Raw genomic sequence first — 25339 nt, forward strand, 5'->3', positions numbered from 1 at the left:
GGCCTGCACGGGCCAGCTTGCGCCAGGCGAAAAGCTGGCTGCTCGACAGTCCATGCCGCCGAGCCGTCGAAGATGCCGCTCGGTGACCAGAATAACTCTCCGCGACGATCCGGAGCTTCTCTTCCGGCGTCCACCGCCGCCGCGATCCCGTCGTGATCACTTCAAGCCGAGAGAGCTTCGGCATAGGCGTATGACTATCCATACGCCTATTTCTTCACTCAGCACGCGCCACCGCAAGGCGGCCCACGCCGAAGGGCTACTGTGCCGCGGCGCAATTGGGCCGTGATCCGCAAGGCCGCGCCAAAGGCGGACCGCGCTTCGTTGCTTCGTTCGCGAAGGTGGCGGAATTGCACTTCGCCTATTGGGGTCAGAACAAGAGTTGCTCAGCGGCGCGATAGGTTTCTGATCGGGCATGGTGGCGCGCATCCAGCCAATCTGATGGGCGCTGATGCCCTTGGATGCGCCAGCCATTCGCTTCGGACCGAGATTGGTTGCATCGGCCAGGATGCCGGCCAGCATGGCAGAGACATTTCGTGGGGCATCGCCTGTGCGGACATGGGTGAAGTGATCGGCAAAGCCCGTCCAATCATGCACTTCCCTGAGGAGATCAGGAACTTCGACCAGCGGATACATCTCGCTGATCTCGGCGTTCAGTTATTCGGCTGCCGAGCCACTGAACCCGCTGAAAAGCTCGTCGATATCGGCTTCAAAGTCCCGCCAGAGAACCGGCAGGGTGCTAACGTCCTGCATCTCTTCGCGGTCGGCCGCTACTTTACCCCGTGGCAAAAGGGTGCGTGGGGAAGCCGTTCCCACCTCAAGTTCGCCCGCACGAAGCGATCCTTTATTTCACGYTGCGACGTAAGCCCTGAGAGCCGCGAGCCGCAGCTCAATCAGGACGAGACGGAAGGCCCGACCTAGTTTCCTGCCCCTCAGGACTCGCCGACGGGCTTCGGCCCGTCGGCAGCATGAACCCCGACTGAGAGAGAGGGAGAGAGAGAGAGAGAGAGAGAGAGAGAGAACGCCCGTCAGCGCCTCTCTCAGCCGTATGCCATCTAAGCGAAGAATGGAGCGATCCCGGCCTTGCTCTTTCGACCCCCACTCACCGCGGGCAACAACACCATTCAGTTAAAGAAGGCATTCTCGCTTGATGTGGCTCAGCTCGAGCTCGCTGTTGCCGAGCGTCACCGAAGACTGACGTGGCACCAGTCTCCCACCCTCGCGGCTTGCGAAAACGTAGAACGGCGTGTTTCCGACATATCCGCCGTAGCTGTTCTTGGCGTTGACCAGGCCGCACACCTTCAATACGTCCCCGCCGGCACTCTTCCGGGCGACGACGGAGCTAAAAACAGCCGAATACGGATCTTTCAAAGCAGACCTTACCGTGTCGAGCACGATCCGCTTCTCGTCCTCGCGCACGGGCGCAGGCGTTCTCGAAGGCGAAGTTGATGCGCCGCTCTCAACGAGTTCAGCAAATTTACCGATCCCGACCTGGGCCGTTGAGCCGTCCGACATTTTTGCCGACCCGCGTGCCGATACCAGATCGGCTTCCAACGACGCGGTGAGCGATGCTGACCGGCCGTCGCTGCATTGTGCGGTTGCTTGAATAATCCGGTCCTGACCTACCTTATAAGGCCCTTCGCAGCGCACCCCATTAGTATTTGCGAGCACCACATTGCCGGAGAACGCCGGCCCTTGCGCCATGCCCCGAAAGACTTCGCCCTTCGTCGTCTTCACCGTCACCGGCAGCGAGATATTTGGCACGCATGCCACTATCGCCGCGCCGAAGCCGGCAGCGACAATCAATCCATAGACCTTCACGATAGCCCAACCCCAAAAGCCAGCACCTCTCCGAGTGCACGCCTGACGTTAGGACGACCAGAGATTCCCTGTCTATCGCCTCGATGCTGTGAGGCACAGCATTAGCGCCGGAGCCTAGCACCAGGATCACGTTAGCGACGCAGCACTCCCGCTGAGCCCAGGGCGATTTACGACAAGAAACCCGCCGATGACAGATCGGCGGGCCCTAAGATAGAAAGCGCCTATTCGGCCCCCCTTCGCGCATCGCGGTCCATCGCGGCGTTGCCCTATCGGCCTTTTTGCCTCAACCGCGATCACCGAGCATCACGCGCAGGTCGATCTCCCTCTTCTTGGCCGTGGTCTCGTAGGCGTCGGCGCGGTCGTGGTCGCCCTGCGAGCGCGCCCATCGCGCAGATAGAGCGAGCCAACTCGACTTCAAACACGACGATCGAGCCTTCGGAGCGCGGCTGAACGCTTCGGCTCAGGGTCGAGGCTCAGTTCCACCCGCCGGATCCGGGTCATCAAAGGGGTGGTCGTCGCGTTCTGCGTCTCCCTCCCCCTCGTCGCCGCCACCGGTCGGCATCGCCTCGGCCAGGAGCGTGTCCTTGCTCAGCAGGCCGGCATCCTCGAGCTTTTCGAGATCGGGCAGGTCGCGCAGGCTGGCGAGACCGAAGACCGACAGGAATGTGTCGGTCGTCACATAGGTATAGGGCGCCCCCGGCTCCGGGCTGCGCGGTCCGGCCGTGATCACGCCGGCGCGTTTGAGCGCCGCAACGCTGTCGCGGCTCATCTCCTTGCCAAAGACCTTGCCGAGCTCGCTGCGGGTGATCGGCTGCAGATAAGCGATCCCCGACAGAAACAGCATCTCGCTCGGTGACAGGCCGGCGGCCGCTTGCGGCACTCCCGACACCGCCCGGATCGCCGGCCCAAAAGCACCGCGCGTCCGGTGTTGCCAGCCCCCGGCGACGGCGACCAGGTCATAGGGGCGGCCGCGCAGCTCCTCGCGAATGTCGGCGATGATCAGATCGATCGCACAGTCGCGACCAACCAGCTGCGCCAGCACGTCGCGCGAGACCGGCTCCGGGGCGGCAAAGATCACCGCCTCGACCCGGCCCATCCATTCGCGCCAGCGCAATTCGGGCGGCAGCTCGGCCAGTTCGGTGTCGAGCGCACTCTCCGGTTTAGAGCGACGCGCCATGGCTCAGAGCCCATAGATGCGAAAGGTCGGCCGGCCCGACAATTCGCGGACCGCACCGAGCGAGACGAGCCGGTCGAACAGACGGCGCAGACCGCGATCCGAGATGCCGCCGATCTCGGCCGAGCCAGCCAAGGCATCATCATTCAGCAAAGCGGCGATCACCGCACCAGAACCTTTCGCCCGCAGTTTGGGCGCCGCCGCCTGGAGGATTTCGGCCCGGCGCGCCAGCTCGCCGGCCAGGTCGATCGCGCGACCTGCCGCTTGCGCATAGGCCAGAGCCACGGCCGTCTGCCAGCCCTCCCCGCCCGGGCGCGGACGTTTTCCGGTCGGGCCGACCCGTGCGGCAGGATCGAGGATCGTCGTCGCCCGGAGCGGCACCGGCAAAACCCATTTGAGCTTTTGGGCGAGCACGGCGTCAGCCAGCCAGAGCGCCAAGACCTCGGCATCCGGGCGCACCTTGACGACGCGCTCGCTCAGCTCGGCCACGGCGACGATCGCCGCCCGGGCCGAGCGGGCCGCGTCAGAGGCCAGCTCGGCAAGCGCCGCGAGCTCCGCCGTGCTGAGGGCCAAATCAAACGCGGCGGCGGCCCGCGCGATCGCCTCTGGCGAAAAATCTGGCGAGCGGGCAACGAGGTGCCGCCAGGCCAGCAGGACACGCCCAGCCGGACCCGGGTCGTCGCCAGGCCGGCGCAGCAGCTGCACGTCGCGCAACTGGTTTTGATCCTCGCGGCGGCCGAGCAGGCGCAGGCTCGCGGCCGCGGCCTGCAGCGCCAGGCGCTGCCGAAACACCCCGCTCCACGGCGGCGTGTCACGGGCAATCGCATCGAGCACAGCCAGGCTGGCGCCCGCCTGAAAAGCCGCATCAAGCGCCTGATCGGATTGCGGTTTTGCCCGCACCCAGCCGGGCACCGGCCGGACGGGCAAGGATAAAGGAGCCAGGGGCGCGGCGCGGCGAAGCATGCCAGCAGCATAGCGAGAAGCGGCGCTTTATGCTACTCTTTCTACGAAAAAGCGCCGCGCCTGTCATTGTGACAAAATGAATGATAATGTTGCATTATCATTCATTCCTGCCATCATCCGACAATGCTGACTCTGGCCGCGGGAACGCCCGACCAACCTCCGAGACGAAACCACCGAGCGTCCGCTCCGGTCGTCCGGTCGGCGATCACATTGCACATGGTTAACGACGGGCCTATCAAGCTAGCCTGTCTAGCTAGGAGATTCGCGCGATGGAGTGGCCGTTGCAGGATGCCAAGAACCACTTTTCGAAGGTGGTCCAGCGCGCGCGCAGYGAAGGCCCGCAGGTCGTGACGCTGCGGGGCGAAGCGGCGGCGGTCGTCCTCTCCACACAAGCCTATGAGGCGCTGCGTGCGGCACGGCCGACACTCGTCGATGATTTGGTGGCCGCGCCGCTCTGGGACGAAGCGCTTGCGCGAGGGCTCACACCCGCGCGCGGGACGGCCGGTCGCGAGGCCGTCTGATGTACCTTCTCAGCACCGATTTCGTTGCCGAGGTTCGCACGGGATCACCGCCGGCGGTCGCTTGGCTGCGCGCCATCTACCCCTTGGGCGTCTATCTGAGCGTGATCACGCTTGGTGAGCTCGGCCGGGCCATCGCCGCACACCGGCCGCGCGAACCCGACCAAGCGGCCCAGCTCAGCGAATGGCTGCGCAAGCTCCGCCATGACCATCACGATCGAATCCTGCCGGTCTGCGACCGCGTGGCGGCCGCGTGGGGCCGGATCGCCTCCCCTGCCCCTGATGCGGTGGCGGACGCGCTGCTTGCGGCAACCGCGATCGTGCATGACATGATCGTGGTCAGCCGCCGGTCAGACCAATTCGAGACGATGGGCGCCTCGGTCGTCAATCCCTGGGACGTCCGTTGATAGGGGCGCAGTCATGAGCAGCGACACGGGGTCATCCGGAACAATCACCCCCTCACCTCCCATGGCGCCCGATGTCGCTGCGCAAAGTGTCCTCTCACCGCAACTCGAGGATCTTGCCGGTCGGGCCCGCCGCTACGTCGAAGCGGCCAGCTCGCCCAATACGCGTCGCGCCTATGCCTCGGACTGGAAGCATTTTTCGGGCTGGTGCCGTCGCCAGGGCATTTCGGCTGGGGAGCCCGATCCCCAGGTCGTCGGGCTCTACATCACCGCCCTTGCCTCCGGCACCGCCAGTGGCGATCGGCGGCCGTCAACGGTGAGCACGATCGAACGCCGCCTCTCTGCCTTGGCCTGGACCTACGCTCAGCGCGGTCCCCCCCTCGACCGGCAGGATCGCCATATTGCGACCGTGCTCGCAGGGATCCGAAACACCCACGGTCGTCCACCAGTCCAGAAAGAGGCGGTGCTGCCGGAAGACGTCATCGCCATGCTCGAGACGCTCGATCGCGCCAGCCTGCGTGGCCTGCGCGATCGCGCCATGCTGCTGCTTGGCTTCGCCGGCGGTCTTCGGCGCTCGGAGATCGTCGGCCTCGATGCTGGTCCGGACCACAGCGAGGATGGCCGGGGCTGGGTCGAGATCCTCGACAAGGGCATGATTGTGACGTTGCGCGGCAAGAATGGCTGGCGGGAAGTTGAGATCGGCCGCGGCTCGTCGGACACGACCTGCCCCATCGCCGCGCTGCAAACCTGGCTCAGGTTCGCCAGGATCGCACACGGGCCGCTGTTTCGCCGCGTGACCGGCCAGGGCCAGGACGTCGGTCCTGAGCGCCTCCTTGATCAGGAGGTGGCGCGTCTCGTTAAGCGCACGGCCCTGGCTGCCGGCGTGCGCGGCGACCTTCCTGAAGGGCAACGGGCCGAGAAGTTTTCTGGTCACTCGCTCCGGGCCGGGCTCGCCACCTCGGCCGAGGTCGACGAGCGCYATGTCCAAAAGCAGCTCGGGCACGCCAGTGCCGAAATGACCCGGCGCTACCAGCGCCGCCGCGATCGCTTCCGGGTCAATCTCACCAAGGCAGCTGGCCTTTAGAGCTTAGCCTCAGGCCCGGAGCGAGATTCTGCTCGGAACGGTCGGCCGACGCGGCTGTGGGCTGAGTTTATCCGCGACTTTCAACGTCGCTAAAACACAGGGGCGGACATAGTCCCTCATGTCAGCGCGCCAGCGCTCCGTCATCAGCTCCCAGCGCAGCTGATGCTGACGTCGGACCGTCTCATGAAGAGCCTTCGCTGCCGCTTCGACAGCGAGTTCAACGCGATTCGTCATCACACCACGCCCCTCGTCTACGATTCCCCGACCGCTAAGCTATGGGCAATGCAAGCCAAGCGAAACGGCCGGATCGCTCGATCAGCCAACAATTCACTGCGCAACAGCTTGGGCGCCGCACTGCACCTTGCGGCTCAGCCAACCCGGTCATGCCGCAGCCGAACTGCCCCGCCGTGATCAGCGCCGGCGCGATCGGCAGATCCGGTCCCCAGCGCCAGAGCACAAGGTTGAGATCATCGCGCTCGACCGCATGCTCTCTCCTGCCCTGCTCCGTCGTCAGGTCAGCGACATCCTCACTATCGATCTCATAGGAACACAACACACAGGCGTCGATGCGATGCGCAAAACCCAGGTTGGCCTCCTTGATCGCGGTCATGATGCTCAAGCCGAGATACAGCGCGGGGATCCCCTTTGGGTTGAAGCGGGCGCCCCTGATCGCCGCGCCATCCCCCGACAGCGGCTTGAAAGCCCAGCGCGGATCATGTGCCCGGTAGCAGGTCCCGACAAACCTCACGCAAAGCCGCCAAGCGCCATGTGGTCGAGATAGTCCCGAACGGCCGCAGCCTTGCCCTCCTTGACCAGTGCCTCGGCGGTTCGTCCGCCAAAGGCCGGCAGGGGCTGAGCCCGATACCAGGCCATCGCCTGCTCTTTGCCACCCGCCCATTCCGAGACGCAGCTGATGATTTCGAGCATTTCGCGGAGCCGGCCCTGGGTCCGTCGCGCACCGCTCCGCTCGGCTCGGCTCGGTATAGCGTCTCGCGAGCGAGACCCGCGGTTTCGGCGAGCTGGGTCTTCGACATGCCGAAGCCGTCCGCCAGCTGAGTGATCGCAATCCTGCCGGCCCGGTCCATATAGGATAGGACCAGGGATTCGCTCTGCAGCGGAGCCTTCACAGCTTGAGCCATTCTGCCCCCTTTGCCACATCTAGTCGCACATTCACCTGACAGAATATAATCGCCCAGTTTCAACCTCAGGCCCTATTCGAGGCAGAGCTTGCGCTCCTGACAGGCCGGCACCCGATCGACCATCCTAAGGCTCGGCTCGAATCTGTCGAATTCAGCTCCAGCGCGTCCACACAAAGCGCCGCCGCGGTCGCTTCCAGGTCAATCTGACCAAGGCTGTCGGGTTGTAGTAGCCGCCCTCCCCTGCGGTGTACACCTCGACGATGCCCGGAAAGGTCAGGATGACCGCAATGTCTCATCGAGTAGTGCCTTCGCCATTGAGAGACTGTTGCGTGCTACCTCGTCGAAGCTGGGCTTGAAAATGCCCTCCCCTGATCCAACTCAGGCTCATTTCCTCCCATCGCGGTGCTGACAATGCGATAGCCGCGCTTCGTCTTTCTAACCAGCCAATCCTCCAGCGCCTCAGCCGCTTCGTCGAGATCTCCGTACAGATCCAACCGTCGCCGGCCGAAACTGCCCCATCGCCCCCACTCGCGCACAAGCGCGAACTCGTCAAACAAAGTCGGTTCGACGGCCAGGACATAAAAGCGGGCCATGTTGCGCGTCTGGTCCCGCCGTTCGAGGACCAGCATTTGCAGCTTGTAGTGAGGAGCTTCGAGCACGTGTTCCATGCCGCCACTTCATCCTCACGGCCTGACGACGTCCAACGCAAAGCGTGAATCGATTGGCGATCATCGATTCACCAGATTGATGCGAGCCACCCGAATGAACACTCTTGCTGGTTCCCCTCCCCCAGCCAGCCTGCCTCGCCTCATCACGCGAGGCAGGCTGCGGCTTCATTAACCTTAACGAACTTCCACGGACGATCACGCACTTCGCTTTTCGCGCATTCGGGATCCGATCAACGCCATCAGCATTGGCCCTAATGAGAACTCACCCGCCTCGGCTCGCCGCGTTAGGTTTCTCAGATAGCCCCCCGCGCTGTTGATAGCTTCAGCCTTCTGCAGAATGGCGGCGACCACGATCGATGCCTCTATCTCTCCCAAGACCGCCAGTGCCCCGGCCCAGGCGCTCGGACTAATTCCGAGGATAGGCCTGACCACCGCTACGGTTGCCACCAAATCCCTCCAACTCGAGATACCGCCACGACTGTAATCAATGATGTCCGGGCAGGCGTCCAACACCATCCCTAAGGGATAAGCGCGAACTGGCAGGCGCGTCGCTTCAAGCTCTCCCTCCGAGGCGACCCCCCTGCTTTCTCGAAAGCTAGGTTCAGAGTCAGTGAGGGAGTCTGGTTTTGAATTCTGTATGTGACGCTCAATATGAGACTCAGTGCCGCTCATATTTTGATTTTTAACGTGCATTTCCAGAAGGCTGTGCACCTCGTCCGCAAGCATCGAAAGCTGCTGCGCTAACGGCTCCAGGACGACCGCCGAGCCCTTCCGTGGCAACCGGGCGAGGAGGGTGAGCAGTACGCCTTGAATATCGGCCCAGCTAGCGGGACCTACCCCCTGATGTTGGGTCGGAATGCTCTCTTCTATGCCCATCGCTATCATCTTCGCGAGGTCGCGACGGCAGATCGTGATGCGCTCTCGTACAAGCTTCAGCGCCCGCTCTTCAGCGCGAACCTCTTCTGCCCAGGCTTCGAACTCCTCGGCCCGCGCGACCAGCGGCGCCAAATCGAAACCAAAAGCGAGCTCGATCTCGCCGTGGCTGCCCTTGCGCGCATAGCGCTTGCCGTTGGGGCTGTCGCGGCGAACGATGAGTCCCGCATCTACAAGGACAGCAAGATGCCGGCGCAGTGTCGCCGGTGCCATACCATGGGCGCGCAGACAGAGTTGGTGGTTGGACGGGAAGACGATCAACCCTTCACCAGTCAGCACGGTCTCTGGATGAAAGGTCAAAAGGGCATCTAGGACGGCAAGCGCCCGCTCGGACACGCCGACCCGGGTCTTCGCCGTGCAGATGTCACGAAACACATTCCATTTATGAGTCGCCTTGGCGGGCGGGCAAGCGTCTGCAATCACTTGGCCTGCAACATGCGCAAGCGTCAGCGTTCGCCGCCCAAAGGGCGTCGTCGAAAGTCTTTTTTCCATGGGTCTTCGCCTGATTAGGGCAAAAGAAGTCCGCTCGCCGAAAAGGCGCTCAAATCCCAATGGGACTCTTGACGGGGATTCAGGGAAGTGCGATTCTCAAGTTGCCGACTATGAGAAGGGCTTCCGGAACACCGTTTCGGGGGCCTTTTTCTTTGCCTACTGCCGTTAGCTTCGTTGTTGACCAGGCCGTCGAGAACTCCACACCGTCGGACCTAGTCTAGCTGCTCCCATTCGCTCTCCTTCATTCCCAGCGTTTCAAAACCTTGCCAGCTGACAAGGTCTCCTCACCCGGCGTCCTTCGCAGCACTGGCCTGGCTCAAGTACCGGTCCATTAGTGAAGGCAGTTCGCCCCTGAGGAACTCTGCGAATGAAGCCGCATGAGCTCGATCAACGACGAGGCGCACCTCTTTGGACGTAAAACTCGCTCGCCCGAGTCGGTCTCCGGACCCGGCAAGCAGCGCGACTTCTGTCTGAGCCGGCGAACCTGATGGCTGCAAAACCCCAAGAACCTCGCGAAAGCGTTCGTCAGAGGGCAGCGCCAAAACCTTGTCAGCTGACAAGGTTTTCCGAGCCAGTTCGAGCAGCGCTGGTTTTTCCCCAACGGCCCCCGCCAACTCAAGCCAACGCGGCCGCCCGACCTTTGGCGCGCGACCAATCATCGTAATCAGATCGATGGGTAGCGCGCGCCAGATGGAACGCATCCGCGCCATCTCCTGATCGTCCAACGACAGTGCCGCTTTGATGTCGCGAGGCTTAATCCCCGCGTTCTCCATTCGCCACGCGAACAAGGCGCGCTCTATCCAGGTCAAGTCTTGGCGGCTGCCATTCTCGAGGCCCTGTGCAACCACCAACTCAGAATCAGAAAGTGACCGGACCAACGCCTTTACCGGGACACCTAGGTCGCGTGCAGCTCGGACACGACGGTGTCCGTAGATGACCTGGTAGCGCCCCTCCAGCTCCGAATGCGGCCGAACCTGGATTGGGATCTGTTGTCCTTCTTCCAGAAACGTCTTTCGAAAGGCTTCAAACTCGACAGGAGAATCGTCCGCTAACCGATCAGGGAACGGCGACGGGTCAATCAGCGCCGGATCAAGTTCCTTAAGGCCAGCGGCCCCGGACTCGACCAATGCTTTGAGTCGATCGCGCTCCTCGCGAATATCGGATAGCGTCCGCTGTGTGGCTCCGATTACTCCCGCAGGAACTCTCGGAGGCGGGGTGTTCAGCGCGCTGTCGAGGTTCGGATCCGTTTCGCCTGCGGCGGAACTCGCGGTCAGCGAGAGCGCCCCAAAGCTGGAGACGATCGAGCGGCGAGGCGGCTTACTCATGCCCGCCCCCAGGTCTGCTTTATCAGATCCAGAATTCCTTCATTAACTGCGTCGAACGACTCCCGTGCGCGCTTGAACGCATCTCGGCCGATCTCCCCCGACTCGAGCTCATAGATGCTACGCTTGGCGAGCCCCGCCGCCTCAACCGCAGTGCTTTCGACTGCCGTCGGCGTCATGACGTCATCAGGGAATAACGTCCGCAGCATCGAAACAATCTCGGTCTGCGGCTTGTCGTACGGATTGTTGCGAGTGACCAGATAGCGAAAGAAATCCTGGCGCATTGTGGCATTCTCGCCGGCGATCACATTGATCAGGTCACCCATCATCAACAAGAATTGGCTCATCGACGCCACATCGAGCATCGCTGGATGGATTGTCACGATCATACCCGTCGACGCGTAGATCGCGCCGAGCGTCAAATAGCCGAGGGAAGGGGGCGTATCGAGAACAACAACATCGTAGTCAGCTTCCACCTCGTCGATGGCCAAGCCGAGACGCTCGAAGAATAAGCTGTCTGTCTTTGCTCCTCGTGCGAGCACACGGGGCGTGTCGTACTCGAACTCCATAACTTCGAGGTTGCCCGGGACAAGATCGACGCCGTCAAAGTAGGTTTTCCGGATGATCTCGCGCATCGGCCGGCGCAACTCGTCGTATCGCAATGCCGCCCAGATCGTTTCGTTGTCGCCAACGTCGATCTCGRGCTGCGCACCGAACATCGCAGATAGTGAAGCCTGGGGATCGAGATCTATGGTCAGCACCCGATAGCCCTGAAGGGCGAGAAAGTGCGCCAGATGCAAACTCGTGGTGGTTTTCGCCGAACCGCCTTTGAAGTTCGCGACCGCGATAACTTGCAGGTGTTCGCCGCGGCGACGGTGAGGCAAAAAACGCAGTGCCTCCGCAGGCTTCTGCTGGGCAAACAGGCGCCGCAACTCATTTACCTGCGCAAGCGTATAAGCCCGATGATTGTTCTCAAGCCGAGCGGGCAGGGGACCTTTGCCCTCGTTCGACATCAGCTTCAGCGTCGAGTCAGGAATGGAGGTAAGCTTCGACACCTCATYCGTTAGAAAGTGTCGCAAATGCTTCTGTGCGTGAGGCGGGTACATCCGTTCACGCAAGACATTCAGCTGACGTGACAGGACACCAGCGTGCCGCCAGACGCGCTCCGCGGCTTCACTATGGCGGATATCCTTCGCCAGGGGGTCGGCCATTGGCGCTTCTTGTCCTCATTGTCGGGTTAAGGGCGTTTTAGCGCCCATTGCCCGACAAGCTACGCCACGATTCTCTGTGGGCGTCCAGCCATTTAACGTTAATGGATTCTTACCTATGTGGAGCTTTTGCCGAGTCTGAAACTTAAAGGTTGGGATCAGAGCAGGAAAGCCATTAAATATCATTGGCTTATCGGAATGCTCATGGCCTATTTCCGGACACGCTCCAGGCCAACTGGAGTATATGCCCTAGACGCGTCAGGAGATGGCAAAGTGACGCCCCCTGACGCGTCTAAGGGCAGATTGGTAGAATCAATCCTTGCCCAGAGGCCTAGTTGCTCAAAGCCGACAGGCGAAGTTGGGTGGGGTCGACAGTCTGCACGCCGCATATCCACCGTCGTCAAAACACGTCGCGGGAGCCGCAGCGCCGCTGGCTGCGGCAACGTTGCGATGAACCATCGGCTGGATGTCTAAGACGCCGGACAAAAAGCTCACGCGCGCGTGGTAACGCAGCGCCGGAAGTAAATCGGGATTGCTTCGACGCGGTTGTAATTTGACCAGCGGACCCGGTGCTTGCCGTCGGAGAACATCTTTTCGGAACGTTCGCCTTAGATCTCACGCTTGCCGACGAGGACCTCGACGGCTTCGAGTACCCGATTTGTCCGCATGGGCGAGGGCGCAAGAAGTGACGCGGGACGTCCCGTCGAGCACTTTTTTTGCGGCAGTTATTGCGTCAAACCAGCTTGTGACTCCGAATTACGAGCAAGGCCACTCGTCCAGCAGCTCCCTGAGCTTCACGTTCAGCGCGATCGCTGCACGCTCTAAGGTCGTCAAAGTGGGGTTGCGTACCCCCCGCTCCAGCCCGCTGACGTAGGTCTGCTCCACGCCCATACGTACCGCAATTTCATCCTGAGACAGCCCGGCTGCGATGCGGGCTCTCCGCATATTTTTCCCGAAGGTCTGCCGAACGTCCATGAACTGAACGAAGCGGAGCGCCTCTTCCATTTCTAGGTATTATAGTATCTAAATCGAAGCCCACGTCGCTACAACGCGGATAGAACGGATCTCAATTCCTCCTAGGTGCCGAACCATGAAAGAACCAACCGACGAAGAGCGGGCGCGCTTGAGCGGCTCCGTCATGCGCGTGTTCGTCAACATCGCGAAGCGATGGGATCTCCCAGAGCGGCGACAGCTTCAACTGCTTGGCTGCAGGCAGCGAGAATTTCACCGCTGGGTTCGCCTCTCCCGATGGCACAAGCCGCTGGTTCTCGAAACAGACACCATGATGCGGATTTCGGCGATCTTAGGAGTCTTTGGCGACCTGCGGCAGTTTTTGAGAACGGCCGAGGAGGAAAGGCGTTGGCTATTGCGCCCAATTGAGGCCGAACCGTTCGCTGGGCAGGCACCGATGGAACTTTTGTGCGTGTCGTTCGAACGTCAAATGGAAGTTCGGCAATGCCTGTCAGGCGTCGTCCGTCACATCGCCCCAAACGAAGCTGACGAGAACTTTCGGCCGTACACCGTCGACGACATAAAGTGGCACTGAGACTCGATGACTGAGATCCGCGCGATTTGCTTCGATGCCTTTGACACCGTTGTCGAGATCACCGATAAGCGGCAACCATTCCATGCGCTTCTTGCGAGCGAGCCTTCAAGAGCCGCCGCCGTGCAGGCGCTTACTCAGCCGCTCGGCCTTCGCGAGCTTTCGCGCGAGATCGCCACCTTCATTGATGAAGACAAGTTGGCGGAGCTTGAGGCCGATCTCAAGGCCGAGTGCGCTTCGACCCGGGCAAGGCCGGGCATGGATGGGGTTTGGGCTGCACTGCGAAGGGCGAGGCTCAAAATCGCCATCTGCTCGAATCTAGCGGCGCCATACGAGGAAGCGCTGATCGAGTGCCTCCCGGGCTTCCCGGACGCGTTCATTCTTTCCTTTCAAAGCGGGCTGATGAAGCCACAGAAAGAGATCTATCAGCTGGTTTCCTCGCAGCTCGAACTTAAGCTGTCACAGATATTGTTTGTGGGCGATAGCCGCGAAGCCGACGTGATGGGCCCCATCGCCGCAGGCGCCTCCGCAATGCCGATTGCCGAGTTCGAAGCGTCCTATGCCACGCGGCCATCGATCTATGCGCCAAGTAGGATCGTCAAACTCTTCGCCCGAATTGCCGCTGCCAAGGCAGGCTGAAAACTTCGGCCGCCCGCTCGATCGCGCGGCCATCTTCGAATGGACATAGAATGCGCCTGCTAGTGATTTCCGACATTCATCTCGAATGTGGAAAGTTCGAGTTTCCAGCCCCAATGCCCGAATTCGACGTCGCCGTTTTCGCCGGCGACATCGGTCAGCCAATTTCCGCAGCGGCCCAGTGGCTGTCCACGCAAAGGGAAATCGGACCGCTGCAAAATCGGCCGATCGTCTACGTTCCAGGGAACCACGAGTTCTACGGAACCGAATTCAAATCCAATCTTGCTAAGGGCGCGGAGGCGGCCGCGCTCGCCGATGTTGATCTGCTTTTTCGCCGGACGGTCATCATCAACGGCGTCCGCTTCGTCGGATGCATCTTATGGACCGATTACCGGCTGTACGGGACGCCGAAGCCATCCATGGTCTATGCCGGCCAAACGCTGAATGATCATCGCCTCATTCGCTATCGGGAAGAGGGAGGGCACTATAGCCGGTTCATGCCATGGCACGCTGCGGCAGAACACAGGCGGGACTTGACGTTTGTCCGGCACGAGCTTGCCACACCTCACAGCGGCCCGACTGTCGTGGTCACTCACCACGCCCCCCATCCACATTCGATCGCGTCGCGGTATCAGGGCAGCCCGCTTACGCCTGCCTTCGCTTCTGACCTCAGCAACATTATTGAAGAGTTTCAGCCTGAACTCTGGATCCACGGTCACGATCACGGGTCGCATGATTATCGAGTCGGACGGACACGCGTCTTCGCCAATCAGGCCGGCTATCCAAATCTTCACGGCGACCGGGAAAATCACGGGTTCAACCCTCGCTGCGTCGTTGAAGTTGCTTAAAGGGAAGGGGCCTCGTCGACCCGTCGACGCTGCCTTCGGGCTTGAACAGGGGTCGCGATAGACAGGGTCGCCGAAGGTGACTAGCGCCCGCTCAGTCGCGCGGGTGCACGGTGATAACTGGGCACGTCTTGCGCGCGATATCAGTCAAGTGCCGAATGACTTGGCCTGTGCCCGACATCGCAGCGAACAGCCGGCAGGCTCAGCGGTGCAATGATGAGCGCGTCAGATGCGGGATCGTCGCCTGCAGAGCATAGAGGCAATCGTCGAGCGGCAGCAGAGTATGCCGGCGGAAGGCTACGATGACCGCCTCCTCCTCGATCGACAGCACGGTCGATCGAGGCTCGCATGGACCGGTCTTGAGATCCGCCGTAGAGCTCCGTCTCTTCCACTTGGCCACCGTCTTCTGGTTGATGCCGTAGCGCTTAGCCAGAGCCCTCAAGCTCTCTTGATGGGATGGACGGCGCCTGCACCGGCACCGTTCTTAAGGCAGGCGCGTTGCCATCACGGACCAGTCCGAGGAGCCCCATCCATGCGCAAGCAGAACATCGACCTGTCCGCAGCTGTAACGGTCGGTCTCGATTTGGCGAAGCTTATCTTCCAGGTTCACGTCGTCGACGGCTCGGGCGGTGTGTTGCTGACGAGAGCCATCAGACGTCGGTGCGACGCGACAATCACGATGCGAGTTGCGCGACAATCAAGGTGAGAATCGTCGGGGGCGCGGCAGCGTAGGGCTTGCGGAGCGTCGTCGCTGATGATCGCGGCCGGCTGGCTGTCGCAAACTGTCTCCTTCGATGGAGGAGACCTTGCGTGCCCGGCCGCCACGTCACCGATCACCAGATGAGGCTCTTCATGAAGTTCCGACAGAACGACGTCGTCGCGATCGCGGCGGCGAAGGCCGGGTTCAGCACCGCGACGGGATATCGGATATCGGGCGATCCCGGCSTGCCGTCGCAAAGCGACAGGCACCGTGGGCGTCGTCGGCCGGACCCTCTTGCCGCGATCTTCGATGACGAGATCGTGCCGCTGCTGCGCTCGGCGCCGGGCCTTCGGCCAATCGGCATCTTCGAGGAGATGCGGCGGCGCCATCCCGATCTCGCCCCCGGCATCCGGCGAACGATGGAGCGCCGCATCCGTGCCTGGCGCGCCATTCATGGCCCGGAGCAGGAGATCATCTTCCGGCAGATCCACGAACCCGGCCGGATGGGATTGTCGGACTTCACCGACATGGCCGATCTCGGCGTCAGCATCGCCGGCGTCGCGCTGGACCACCGGCTCTACCACTTCCGGCTTGTCTGGTCGGGCTTCGAGCAGGCGCATGTGATCCTGGGCGGGGAAAGCTACGTCGCGCTGGCCGAGGGGTTGCAAAATGCCCTATGGGCTTTGGGAGGCAGCCCAACCGAGCATCGCAGCGACAGCCTGTCGGCCGCGTTCTGCAATCTCGACGCCGATGCAAGGTCCGATCTGACGCGGCGCTACGACGCCTTGTGCGCTCATTACGGCATGACGCCGACGCGCAATAATCGCGGCGTCGCCCACGAGAACGGTTCGGTCGAGAGCGCTCACGGTCATCTGAAAGCCGCGATCCGCGACGCCCTGCTGCTGCGCACCAGTGCCGACTTCGACGATCTTGCCGGATATCGGCGCTTCGTCGATGAGACCGTCGCCGCCAAGAATCGTCGCAATGCCGCCCGCATCGACGCCGAGCGCAGCCATCTCCAGATGCTGCCGGATCGCCGGACCTGCGATTACGAGGAGACGATCGTCACCGTCACCTCGAGCAGCGGCTTCACCTTGAGGAAAGTGTTCTACTCCGTCCCGTCCCGCCTGATCGGGCACAGGCTGCGGGTCCGGCTCTATGATGACCGGCTCGACGTGTTCATCGGCGGCACCAAGTTGATGACGCTGCTGCGCGGCCGATCACACGGCAATGGCAAGCATGGCCATGTCGTCGATTATCGCCACGTCATCCACGCCTTGCGCCGCAAGCCGATGGCCCTCCTTAACCTGGTCTATCGCGACCGGCTGTTCCCCCGCGAGGCCTATCGGCGCACCTTCGATCGCCTCGTCGAACGATTGCCCGAGCGCATCGCCTGCCGGACTATGGTCGATCTCCTCGCCCTGGCGCATGAGCGCGCCTGCGAAGCCGAACTCGCCGAGATCCTCGCCTCTGTGCTGATGGCCGGCGGCCTTCCCGACATGGCGGCCTTACGAAGACGCTTCGCGCCAGACCCTGCCGCGCTGCCAGTGGTGACCGTCGAACTCGTCCCGCTCGCCGTCTACGACGTGCTTTTGTCGGGAGCCGCAGCATGACACCGGTCACTCACCCGATCGACGCACAGAGGCTGGCTCTCATCCTCAACGACCTGCGTCTGCCCGCCATCAAGATGAACTGGCCCGATCTCGCCCAGCGCGCCGACAAGGAAGGCTGGCCCGCCGCCCGCTTCCTGGCGGCGCTCGCCGAGCATGAGATCGCCGAACGCGACCGGCGGCGCATCGAGCGTCATCTCGGCGAGGCCCGCCTTCCGCCCGGAAAGACCCTGGACAGCTTCGCCTTCGACGCCGTGCCGATGATCTCGCGCGCCCAGGTCATGGCGATCTGCTCCGGAGACGGCTGGCTCGAGAAGGGCGCGAACCTGATCCTGTTTGGCCCGCCCGGCGGTGGGAAAAGCCATCTTGCCGCGGCGATCGGCCTGGCGCTGATCGAGAATGGCTGGCGCGTGCTGTTCACCCGCACCTCCGACCTCGTCCAGAAGCTGCAGGTCGCTCGCCGGGAACTCTCCCTGGAAGCCGCCATCACCCGGCTCGACAAATACCACCTGCTGATCCTCGACGATCTCGCCTACGTCGCCAAGGATCAAGCCGAGACGTCCGTGCTGTTCGAGCTGATCAGCGCCCGATATGAGCGTCGATCGACCCTGATTACCGCCAATCAGCCCTTCGGCGAATGGAACCGGATCTTCCCGGACCCTGCCATGACGCTCGCCGCCGTCGACCGGCTCGTCCATCACGCCACGATCTTCGAGATGAACGTCGAGAGCTACCGGCGCCGAGCCGCCGTGCAGCGTCGCACCGGAGCAGGCAGGCCGCCGACCTACGCGACAATCAAGACCATCGACAAGGAGCCGGCGCCCGACGAACAGCCGACACCCTGAGCTTGCCAGCGACAATCAAAAGCACCAATCTCAACACGCCGCGACAATCAGTTCTCATCCTGATTGACGCGCCGCTCTCATCCAGATCGTCGCGCTATACGTCGCGACCTCTTGCGCTTCTTCGAGCAGCTACCGCCATGCCTGGTCGGGCTTGAACCTTGTGGCTCCGCCCATCATTGGGCGCGTAGGCTAATCGGCTGTGGTCACGATGTGCGGCTGATGCCGCCGGCCTACGTGAWGGCCTATGTCCGGCGCCAGAAAAATGATGCAGCAGATGCAGCGGCAATCTGCGAGGCTGACCGTTCATAAGCGCTGCGATATTGGAAGCAGAGTGCATCGCGAGATCTCGCACGAGTACCCGCTCTGCTCGTAAGAGAGTACGGAACTTGAGATAAGGCGCGCGATGGTTCGATGACGCTAACGGGCTCAACTCGGGCGGCGTTCTATGGCCGAATCCGTGTGACCGATGTGCCGCTCGGCGGCGGGATGTGCTTTTGCGCCGCGATGACGACCTCAAGTCGATTTCGGACATGCATCTTGACCATCAGGTTCGTCATGTAGCCCTTGACGGTTTTGGCGCTGAGCGAAAGTTCGTGGGCGATCTCGTTGTTCATCTTCCCCAGCAGCAGCAGCCTCACGATCTGCTCCTCTCTGACGCTGAGCCTAGCACTCGCCGGCTTCTGCCGTTCCCGGTTCTGGTCTTTCAACGCGCCAATTAACTTCGCGGCGAAGGAGGGGGTGACATGCACATCGCCTCTTTCAGCTGCATTTAGAGCCTGAAAGAGATCGTCGGAAGGGCTGCCCTTCAGAACGTAGCCCTTGGCGCCTGCGTTCAGAGCCGCAATCGCATCATCCGTGCTGGTTGAGGCTGTGAATACGACAATTCTGGTCTCAGCAGCGATCTTCAATGTGTCGGAGATAGCCTGAAAGACATCCCCAGCCATGCTCAGATCGACGATCATAAAATCGGGCTGATGGGTCTTGGTGATCGACAGGATATCATCCGCGACGTTCCCCGTCGCAGTGAGCGTGAAACCGCCCCATCGTCTCAGTAGTGTAGCAACGCCCTCGGCCAACAATGGGTGATCGTCAACGATCGCGACCGTCCGGTCCGGCATGGGCCAGTTCCCTTCTGATTCGTCTCCCCCCGGCCAATGATCCCGATGGTTGCGTAGCCAATGATCGATGTAAACGAGTTCGAACAGGAAGAATGGCGACCCAATTAACTCTGTCGGACGCTGTGTCTTTGCGGTGCCCCGACTGTGAAGTCGTCACCACGCAATGCAGACGGTTTCGAGAGACAAATAGCCCGCCCCGAGTCATTCTCTGAAGCCGCGAGAGTGATCGGGGAGGGCAATGGGAGCGATTGTTTTCACGGCGAATGGCAATTTCATCGTCGTAAGGAATGGCGACGGGCCGTTGGCTGTGAAAGGCCTCTATCGGGGTGCACCCATCAAAACCGCTATCCCATTCGGCCCGGAGCGATGCATCGTCCTGATAGACCCCGAATCCAGCAGAGCCAATCTGTTTGAGAACCTGCTCTGCATAGGCAAAACCGGACGAGTGCTTTGGAGGGCAACTCTACCGAGCGTGCCCGACGCGTTTGTCGAGGCCAGGCTAAGCGAGACGGGACTTCTGGCGTACAGCCGGAGTGGTTATCGCCTGGTGATTGATCCCGCGACGGGCGGCGAGATCGAAAAAGAGCTCGCCAAATAGGTGCCATTGTCCGACCGACCTGCGCTAATGCCGTGGATCGTGCACACTGATATCCGGGCAGGCGCAAGGAGCGATACGTCCCGGGAACGGTCGCGTTTTTCCACTGATGTCAGGCTACGGTTCGGTCGTCGCGTAGCGTCATTCGGGATGGCGCCCCAAGCTTAGGGGACGACAGTGGATTTTGCCCGACGGTCAAGCGGTCAGTTACCCATTCGACGAATCCGCCAGCCAGCCAACAGGCTGCAGCGGAAACACTTCCTTCATGTGAAGTTAGAAGTATCTGAAGGCAGTCGTGGTGGCGGTTCGGAAATGCGCAGCATCATCAGTGCCGCCAAGGCGGTTTGGCCGTACCTGTTCTCTGTAGTTTACGGGGTGCTTGACCGCCAGTTCGGGGATCGAGTGTTCGACTGGATCAAGCCTTCGATCCCACAAGGGCTGTCTCCGGAGACTTTGCGCCTGCTAGCGACATACGTGCCGCCATTGCTGTTGATCGCGCTAGGATTCTACTTGAATTTCGGAAGAAAGCGCAGTTCACGTGCGGCCAGTTCGAAAAGAAATAACATAACTGAAACGGGAGATCCCGCTAGATTGAATATCATCTCTCAATCTGGTCCGTTTCCAAGAGATTCTTGGCATTTATACGTATACCGCGTTAAATTGACTAAGCCGATATACCGAATTTCCATAAGAGCGCAGGGCGATAACGTGATCGCGATGGACGTCTCTCGCCCAATCGCTGGGCTCCGTTCCTCGACATCGAAAGGCGAGGTTTCCAGATCCGCATTGCCTGGCGGGCTCGGATTGGCGGAACAGTTTTCTAATGCCAGTGGCGAATACGAGATAATCGTCGTGTGCAGTACGGAGGACGCTCCGTCGCTCGCATGTGACCTTACGCCTTAAGGTACGCCGACCGGATCCAACACTCCATTCCGTCAGTTCCAGATCGCGTGGCCGGCGCTGCATGCCTCACGGTGGAAGCGTCCGGCAATCCCCGGCAACTGCGACGCGTGAAATCCTATCGTGAACTAGCCCGATCCATTACGGTGCTTGTCGGGGATGAGAAGCTCGTGTTGCCTGAGCCTTCCGGACGTCGCCCAGTTGAGGAAAAGCGTGTCGGAATGGAGCCGTACCCAGATGGCGCCTGAGAGATTTGAACGCCTTTCCGTCTTCCAGGCAGATGATGGCGTCCGGAGTTATGGACTTCCTGATCGGAACCGCGGGCACAAGTACGATAGGTTCGGGCGGGGCTTCGGGTTTGGCGCCGAGCTGCGTGAACGCGGAGTGGGTGCTCGAGATTAGCGCCACGAGATCCCCGGACGGGAGGTTATTATGCGCGACATAGGCCGAAACAACCATCGCCGTCAGCTCAATTACATTGTCGTTTTCTTCATTCATGGCGCTTCCTAAAATAAACATTTCGCTAAATTATCTTCTAACCTATTGATACTTAGAAGCGCAATGCTCAGTCCAAATTTTGAACGCGATAATCCTGTGGTTCGTCATTGGCGAAACGATCTTGTCGTGTACCACTAGCGACCGCGCGTATGTGACCATCGCCTTGGTGATGCCGCCGGTTTGGCTCCTGGCCTTCGGTCTAGGGGCGAATGCCCGCAATCCCTTCCATGGAACAAGTGCCTATCGGTGCCGTTTCTTGGGCACAGAATATTTGCTGTTCCGATACCAACGCGCCGTTGCCCGGCTCAAACAGCTTCACCAAGGGCCAGGCGAAGAGCCGGTTCGAGGCCAATGGGTGCCGTGTCCGAACTCAGGAAGGACGACAATGGCGTCTGTCAGGGCAGGGCGCCTCATGGCGGCCAGGCGGCGTGAGCCTCGATTGTCGAGGCAATATCACGCGCAACTGAGAGGGTCTTTCACATGATMCAGACAATCACTCGTTCGTACGACACCTACGATCAAGCTGAATCCGTAGTTCGAAAGCTGAAGGATATCGGCGTCGTCGATTCCGATATTAGCTTTGTTGGCCGCCGAGCGGATATCGATGGCGAGAACCATGCAGGGGAGGGCGCCGGGGTCGGCGGCTTGATCGGCGGTGCTGCGGGGCTACTCGCTGGGCTCGGCCTGATTGCGATCCCCGGCATTGGCCCTGTAGTCGCCGCTGGCTGGCTTGCCGCAACTGCCGCTGGGGCTGCAACCGGTGCCGTCGCCGGCGGCCTCGTAGGCGCTCTGACGAAGTCTGGCGTCGATCAGCAGGATGCCCACTACTATGCGGAGGCGGTCAGGCGTGGCGGCAGCGTTGTGGCTGCTCGAGCAAACGAGGAACAGGCTCCGGCGATCGTTGCAGTCATGGACGGCGCGACACCGATCGATGCGGTCGACCGCCGGACCACCTATGAGCGGGAAGGTTGGACGCAATTCGATCCCGAAGCTCCGCCTTATGTGCGGCCGCCGATCTAGGTGCCGCTGGGCATCGCCTGGCAAACGGGCGTCCAAGGCTGAACCCAGGGGGGCCGCTTGCTGACTGATCAGAGCGGCTGCGCCGCCAATTGCGGCCGCCGCACCGGTCGCTGCTGTTTTGGCAGCCCCCAGCAGCGACGAGCTGGCGATCGCTACGATTAACGCCCCGGCAGCCCAAACGACCGGGCCATGAGCACCGTAAACGTTCGCGAAAGGCCATCCAAGTTCACGCAGCTATCGCGCCAGTGAACGCGAGGAGACGTCTCGGATCTTCATGACCGGCATCAGTTCGGGAAAGCTCGATCAAGCTGACTGCCGGCGCGAGAAATTCGACTGGGTGCTGACGCAGTCTCTGCTGTTCCAGCGCGTAGAACCGAGTAGCGAAACTAAGTGAACCGACCAGTTGATCGATGGCTTAATATTGTAGGTTCAGTCGCCGGCTAGGACCGCCGTCTCGAAAAACCGCGCGGTTTAGTCGAACATGCGAAGGGGCCGCTGGAGAACACCATCACCAAACCTCAGCGTTCGCTTCTCACAGTTGGGACAAAGATGAAGGCCGCTCGAAAGCGTGTCCTTATCCCAGGACGCGACAGTACGGACGTCGGATATTGCGGGATCGCCGTACTTCACAACCGCCTCTGATGCGCATCTGAGACAACGGTACGGCACCACCCGAAGGTTCATTGAGGTAAGGTCGGCGCAGTTCGTGCAGTGGCACGGCCAAGCCGAGTGCTCTCGAAACGCCGTCCTAGTTCCCCCGATCACGACGTCGCGTTGTAGATGGCAAGCCTCGCAACTTGCTGAAATGATCTGGCCCATCTGGAAACTCCCACTACAGCCCGCCCCGCATGGTCTGGCAGAGGGCGTTTGCGATCATGCCACGGGGCGCTTTTGAGCTTTTCGCATGTCGTTCGCCCGCTCCAGCAACAGGTTCCTGGCATTCGGAATGAGCTCGGCGCCCGGGCCTACCCATGTCTTTGCATCATGCTTTTCGGTGCCGCTATTCAGCTGCACCCCGTTACTGGGGACGTGGCTCCACTCGTGCTGGACGTAGAATTCGTTAGTGTCGGTCTCGTAGCAGAGGTGCCACCAATCTTCGTTCTCGGCCATRGGCCCTTTGATGCGGGACGCGAGCTGTTCGAACAAAATCATATTGTCTCCGTGCTTTTCGATAACACATTGGAGGCAAAGGCTGATTGCAACAACCGCCGTACTGGTGAAGGCAGGCACGAGGGAGATTGTCGACCTCACGTCGCAAGAGCCAGTCGGTGCGCCTGCGCTCCCAAGGAACCCTCCAGCGCCGGTCGATCCGCGCCGAGCGGTTTCAACGACGGGATACCGGCCTGGGGCACAGGCACATTCCTCGAAAAACATGATCGCCGCTAGCCGCGGAGGCCGCAGCTTTCCGTCGGCGGCGATCCCGTTCGGTCGGTTSCCTGACACATCTGGCGAAAAACCCCGTAGACACCAGTTTGGGAGAGCCCTGGCGCTACGGGGTCTCCTGCACCCGGCAGTGTCACCCGGGGAAGGGGGGTGCCGGGGAGCCTTGGATTCGTGTCGGCCTGTCCGCTACCACCACTTCCTGCCGCCGGAGATTGTCATGGCAAGGTCGTGCTATGCGGCATGGTGCTGACAATCGGCATCTTGGTCAAGCAAGGACAGAAATCGGCCATGCTTGTCTTGTCTTGCCCACCCGGAAGGAGCACCTGGCTGCGTTGATAATGGCGTTCACAGCTCCGCTGCGCAGGTAGGCCATTAATTAGAGGAGGGTCTCCTCGAAGAGCTCGGGTCCGAAGGCGCAAGGTATGATCTTGTCCTTGCTTGACCAGGCTGTCTTCCGGGATCACCATAACATCGCCCACGACGGTGCCATCACACGCTTCGATGGCAGGAGATGCATAGGTCCAACTGGCTCCCCGGCGACTGCCCCCCAGTATGGTTGGTAGCCGGGTGACGAAGACCCCGTAGTTGCACGCCACCTTAGAAGCTGGCCCTACGGGGTTTTCACGACGCTCACTTGTCGGGAGAATGATAGCCGCGAAATCCAAGTTGGGCTGCATGAGACGATTCAGGTGCGACGTCACCTGTTCGGATCGTCGGCCGCAGAACTGCCGCCAGTGGGCGTACATTCGGTTGAGCCTAGAGTTGGTATCCCCGTGAGCAGGTTCATCAGCTGATGGAGGTCAGATTGCCGTGGCAAAGACGTCTCGTTGCAGCCGGTATCACCTTACTGTCTGCCGGAGTTGGAGGATGCATCGTTACGGACGACGCCTCCGCGGAGGCAGCGAAACCACTTGCTTACTCCAGCGAACAGTCCGTTGATCGTCGGTCACCAGGCGGCCCAGCGCGCGCGGGCATCGACCGGATCATCGAACAGAAGTCAGCGCATTACGAACTCCCCTCAGATTGGGTCCGGCGAATCGTCAAGCGCGAGAGCAACTTTCGCCCAACCGCCCAGAACGGTGGTCATTTTGGATTGATGCAGATCAAGCATGCGACGGCGCGCAGCATGGGTTACACCGGCCCGGCAGCGGGGTTGCTCGATCCCGAGGTCAATCTCACCTACGGGCTCAAATACCTGCGGGGAGCCTGGCTCGTGGCCGGTCGCGACCAGGCCCGCGCCGGCCACTACTATCGGAGCGGGTACTATTACGATGCCAAGCGGAAGGGGCTTCTCGAAGCGACCGGCCTAGGCAAGGACCGTACGCGATTAGCCAAACCCCGCTACGCGTCGGACACAGTTCCTCCAACTCGCTAGATTGATCGGAACGGGGGGTCCCTGCTTGGGTTTTCGTGCGTCGGGATGATCTGCGACACAGCCGGATGGGGACAGTCAGCGGACCCCGAAGGCACATTCCCGACGGCGCCGATGAAATTAAAACGCGGACCGCCCGTGGGGGGCCAACGTTCGCCGCTTACCGGGCAACCGGGCAGCAGTTTCGCGGGTGAATGCTGGCTTCCGTCACCCAATGTCTCCTGGCTTTAGATCTTGGGAATTGCGGTTGCCAGAAAACCTCAGAGGCGAGTAAGGCGGCCTCGACCATGGGGCGTACGAAAGCCCGGATGTCCAGCCTCCACTCCTCGGACGACTGCTCCCACTGGAATTGCCGCTTCTCGCGGGCGTTCTCATGGAAGGCTCTCGCAGCTGCTTCGACCGCGAGTTCGGTGCGTTCGTCAGGCATCGGTCCGGCTCCAATAAAGTCGAACGGTTCGCGTACGGCGTCTATCGACCCGCAAGCCAATATCGGACCGCACGAGCCGCGACCCAAATAATGATGCCTGTGCCAGCGATTGCCAATCCAATGG

The 25339-nt window shown here is 61.2% G+C and carries 24 protein-coding genes and 5 pseudogenes; 13 read left to right on the top strand and 16 right to left on the bottom strand.

Annotated elements, in window-relative coordinates; all coding sequences use genetic code 11:
• The 5 genes and pseudogenes from AC1DRP_RS25560 to AC1DRP_RS25580 all read right to left on the bottom strand — a co-directional run.
• On the bottom strand, positions 1-202 hold a 202-nt coding region (locus AC1DRP_RS25560), incomplete at its 3' end, for a transposase (RefSeq protein WP_476769902.1).
• Positions 203-382: 180 nt separating this feature from the next.
• Positions 383-654, bottom strand: a pseudogene (locus tag AC1DRP_RS25565) (Tn3 family transposase); the annotation flags it as partial.
• A 471-nt stretch (positions 655-1125) separates the two neighbouring features.
• A complete protein-coding gene (locus AC1DRP_RS25570) occupies positions 1126-1818 on the bottom strand; it encodes a hypothetical protein (protein WP_476769903.1) in 693 nt (230 codons plus the stop codon).
• 460 nt (positions 1819-2278) lie between these two features.
• Positions 2279-2995 (bottom strand): SMC-Scp complex subunit ScpB, encoded by a 717-nt coding sequence (gene scpB, locus AC1DRP_RS25575; RefSeq protein ID WP_476769904.1) that lies wholly within the window; start codon positions 2993-2995, stop codon positions 2279-2281.
• A gap of 3 nt (positions 2996-2998) precedes the next feature.
• Positions 2999-3955: a DUF1403 family protein gene (locus AC1DRP_RS25580; RefSeq protein WP_476769905.1), complete on the bottom strand. Its 957-nt coding sequence runs from the start codon at positions 3953-3955 to the stop codon at positions 2999-3001.
• Positions 3956-4224: 269 nt separating this feature from the next.
• Between AC1DRP_RS25580 and AC1DRP_RS25585 the strand changes: the two genes are divergently transcribed.
• The 3 genes from AC1DRP_RS25585 (at position 4225) to AC1DRP_RS25595 (ending at position 5961) form a co-directional block, all read left to right on the top strand.
• The gene (locus tag AC1DRP_RS25585; protein ID WP_441480374.1) at positions 4225-4476 is read left to right on the top strand and encodes a type II toxin-antitoxin system Phd/YefM family antitoxin; all 252 of its coding nucleotides are present in this window, start codon (positions 4225-4227) and stop codon (positions 4474-4476) included.
• Positions 4476-4880, top strand: coding sequence for a PIN domain-containing protein (locus AC1DRP_RS25590; RefSeq protein WP_476769906.1), 405 nt, complete (start codon positions 4476-4478; stop codon positions 4878-4880). The genes AC1DRP_RS25585 and AC1DRP_RS25590 overlap by 1 nt, the downstream gene beginning before the upstream one ends.
• A 61-nt stretch (positions 4881-4941) precedes the next feature.
• Positions 4942-5961 carry a tyrosine-type recombinase/integrase gene (locus AC1DRP_RS25595; protein WP_476769920.1) on the top strand — a complete coding sequence of 340 codons (1020 nt, stop codon included), beginning with the start codon at positions 4942-4944 and terminating at the stop codon, positions 5959-5961.
• A 427-nt stretch (positions 5962-6388) separates the two neighbouring features.
• On the opposite strand, the pseudogene AC1DRP_RS25600 reads toward AC1DRP_RS25595, so the two are convergent.
• The 7 genes and pseudogenes from AC1DRP_RS25600 to AC1DRP_RS25630 all read right to left on the bottom strand — a co-directional run.
• A pseudogene (locus AC1DRP_RS25600) lies at positions 6389-6709 on the bottom strand (RES family NAD+ phosphorylase); the annotation flags it as partial.
• Positions 6706-7100 (bottom strand): annotated as a pseudogene (locus AC1DRP_RS25605) (MbcA/ParS/Xre antitoxin family protein). The pseudogenes AC1DRP_RS25600 and AC1DRP_RS25605, both read right to left, overlap by 4 nt.
• 332 nt (positions 7101-7432) lie before the next feature.
• Positions 7433-7768, bottom strand: coding sequence for a WGR domain-containing protein (locus tag AC1DRP_RS25610; RefSeq protein ID WP_476769907.1), 336 nt, complete (start codon positions 7766-7768; stop codon positions 7433-7435).
• Between the two features lie 195 nt (positions 7769-7963).
• On the bottom strand, positions 7964-9193 hold the full coding sequence (repC, locus tag AC1DRP_RS25615) for a plasmid replication protein RepC (protein ID WP_476769908.1): 1230 nt from the start codon (positions 9191-9193) through the stop codon (positions 7964-7966).
• A 284-nt stretch (positions 9194-9477) separates the two neighbouring features.
• Positions 9478-10518, bottom strand: a complete 1041-nt coding sequence (repB, locus tag AC1DRP_RS25620) for a plasmid partitioning protein RepB (RefSeq protein ID WP_476769909.1) — start codon at positions 10516-10518, stop codon at positions 9478-9480.
• A complete protein-coding gene (gene repA, locus AC1DRP_RS25625) occupies positions 10515-11726 on the bottom strand; it encodes a plasmid partitioning protein RepA (RefSeq protein ID WP_476769910.1) in 1212 nt (403 codons plus the stop codon). The genes repB and repA overlap by 4 nt, the downstream gene beginning before the upstream one ends.
• A gap of 753 nt (positions 11727-12479) precedes the next feature.
• A complete protein-coding gene (locus AC1DRP_RS25630) occupies positions 12480-12728 on the bottom strand; it encodes a helix-turn-helix domain-containing protein (RefSeq protein ID WP_441492550.1) in 249 nt (82 codons plus the stop codon).
• Positions 12729-12813: 85 nt separating this feature from the next.
• On the opposite strand from AC1DRP_RS25630, the gene AC1DRP_RS25635 reads away from it, so the two are divergent.
• Genes AC1DRP_RS25635 through AC1DRP_RS25645 form a run of 3 tightly spaced genes read left to right on the top strand, consistent with a single transcriptional unit; the run spans position 12814 to position 14750 of the window.
• Positions 12814-13269 carry a hypothetical protein gene (locus AC1DRP_RS25635; RefSeq protein ID WP_441480364.1) on the top strand — a complete coding sequence of 152 codons (456 nt, stop codon included), beginning with the start codon at positions 12814-12816 and terminating at the stop codon, positions 13267-13269.
• Between the two features lie 6 nt (positions 13270-13275).
• A complete protein-coding gene (locus AC1DRP_RS25640; protein WP_476769911.1) occupies positions 13276-13905 on the top strand; it encodes an HAD family hydrolase in 630 nt (209 codons plus the stop codon).
• A gap of 50 nt (positions 13906-13955) precedes the next feature.
• The gene (locus AC1DRP_RS25645; RefSeq protein ID WP_476769912.1) at positions 13956-14750 is read left to right on the top strand and encodes a metallophosphoesterase; all 795 of its coding nucleotides are present in this window, start codon (positions 13956-13958) and stop codon (positions 14748-14750) included.
• A 202-nt stretch (positions 14751-14952) separates the two neighbouring features.
• On the opposite strand, the pseudogene AC1DRP_RS25650 reads toward AC1DRP_RS25645, so the two are convergent.
• Positions 14953-15198: pseudogene (locus AC1DRP_RS25650) on the bottom strand (IS481 family transposase); the annotation flags it as partial.
• 81 nt (positions 15199-15279) lie between these two features.
• Between AC1DRP_RS25650 and AC1DRP_RS25655 the strand changes: the two are divergent.
• The 4 genes and pseudogenes from AC1DRP_RS25655 to AC1DRP_RS25670 all read left to right on the top strand — a co-directional run.
• Positions 15280-15453, top strand: coding sequence for a hypothetical protein (locus tag AC1DRP_RS25655; protein ID WP_476769913.1), 174 nt, complete (start codon positions 15280-15282; stop codon positions 15451-15453).
• 104 nt (positions 15454-15557) lie between these two features.
• The gene (gene istA, locus AC1DRP_RS25660) at positions 15558-17060 is read left to right on the top strand and encodes an IS21 family transposase (protein ID WP_476769914.1); all 1503 of its coding nucleotides are present in this window, start codon (positions 15558-15560) and stop codon (positions 17058-17060) included.
• Positions 17057-17902, top strand: a complete 846-nt coding sequence (istB, locus tag AC1DRP_RS25665; RefSeq protein ID WP_476769915.1) for an IS21-like element helper ATPase IstB — start codon at positions 17057-17059, stop codon at positions 17900-17902. Before istA ends, istB begins: the two co-directional genes overlap by 4 nt.
• An 87-nt stretch (positions 17903-17989) precedes the next feature.
• Positions 17990-18199: pseudogene (locus tag AC1DRP_RS25670) on the top strand (IS110 family transposase); the annotation flags it as partial.
• A 146-nt stretch (positions 18200-18345) separates the two neighbouring features.
• On the opposite strand, the gene AC1DRP_RS25675 reads toward AC1DRP_RS25670, so the two are convergent.
• The gene (locus AC1DRP_RS25675; protein WP_476769916.1) at positions 18346-19020 is read right to left on the bottom strand and encodes a LuxR C-terminal-related transcriptional regulator; all 675 of its coding nucleotides are present in this window, start codon (positions 19018-19020) and stop codon (positions 18346-18348) included.
• Positions 19021-19258: 238 nt separating this feature from the next.
• On the opposite strand from AC1DRP_RS25675, the gene AC1DRP_RS25680 reads away from it, so the two are divergent.
• On the top strand, positions 19259-19618 hold the full coding sequence (locus AC1DRP_RS25680) for a DUF7957 family protein (protein ID WP_476769917.1): 360 nt from the start codon (positions 19259-19261) through the stop codon (positions 19616-19618).
• Positions 19619-20656: 1038 nt separating this feature from the next.
• Here AC1DRP_RS25680 and AC1DRP_RS25685 read toward each other — a convergent pair.
• Positions 20657-21034, bottom strand: coding sequence for a Ros/MucR family transcriptional regulator (locus AC1DRP_RS25685; RefSeq protein WP_476769918.1), 378 nt, complete (start codon positions 21032-21034; stop codon positions 20657-20659).
• Between the two features lie 462 nt (positions 21035-21496).
• Between AC1DRP_RS25685 and AC1DRP_RS25690 the strand changes: the two genes are divergently transcribed.
• Entirely contained in the window at positions 21497-22033 is a 537-nt protein-coding gene (locus AC1DRP_RS25690; protein ID WP_441508902.1) for a hypothetical protein, read from the top strand.
• Between the two features lie 873 nt (positions 22034-22906).
• On the opposite strand, the gene AC1DRP_RS25695 is transcribed toward AC1DRP_RS25690, so the two are convergent.
• Positions 22907-23185, bottom strand: a complete 279-nt coding sequence (locus AC1DRP_RS25695; protein WP_441492543.1) for a hypothetical protein — start codon at positions 23183-23185, stop codon at positions 22907-22909.
• A gap of 1024 nt (positions 23186-24209) precedes the next feature.
• Between AC1DRP_RS25695 and AC1DRP_RS25700 the strand changes: the two genes are divergently transcribed.
• Positions 24210-24791 (top strand): transglycosylase SLT domain-containing protein, encoded by a 582-nt coding sequence (locus AC1DRP_RS25700; RefSeq protein WP_476769919.1) that lies wholly within the window; start codon positions 24210-24212, stop codon positions 24789-24791.
• Positions 24792-25339: the final 548 nt, after the last annotated feature.

The organism is Allobosea sp. 01N443 (genome assembly GCF_056399325.1).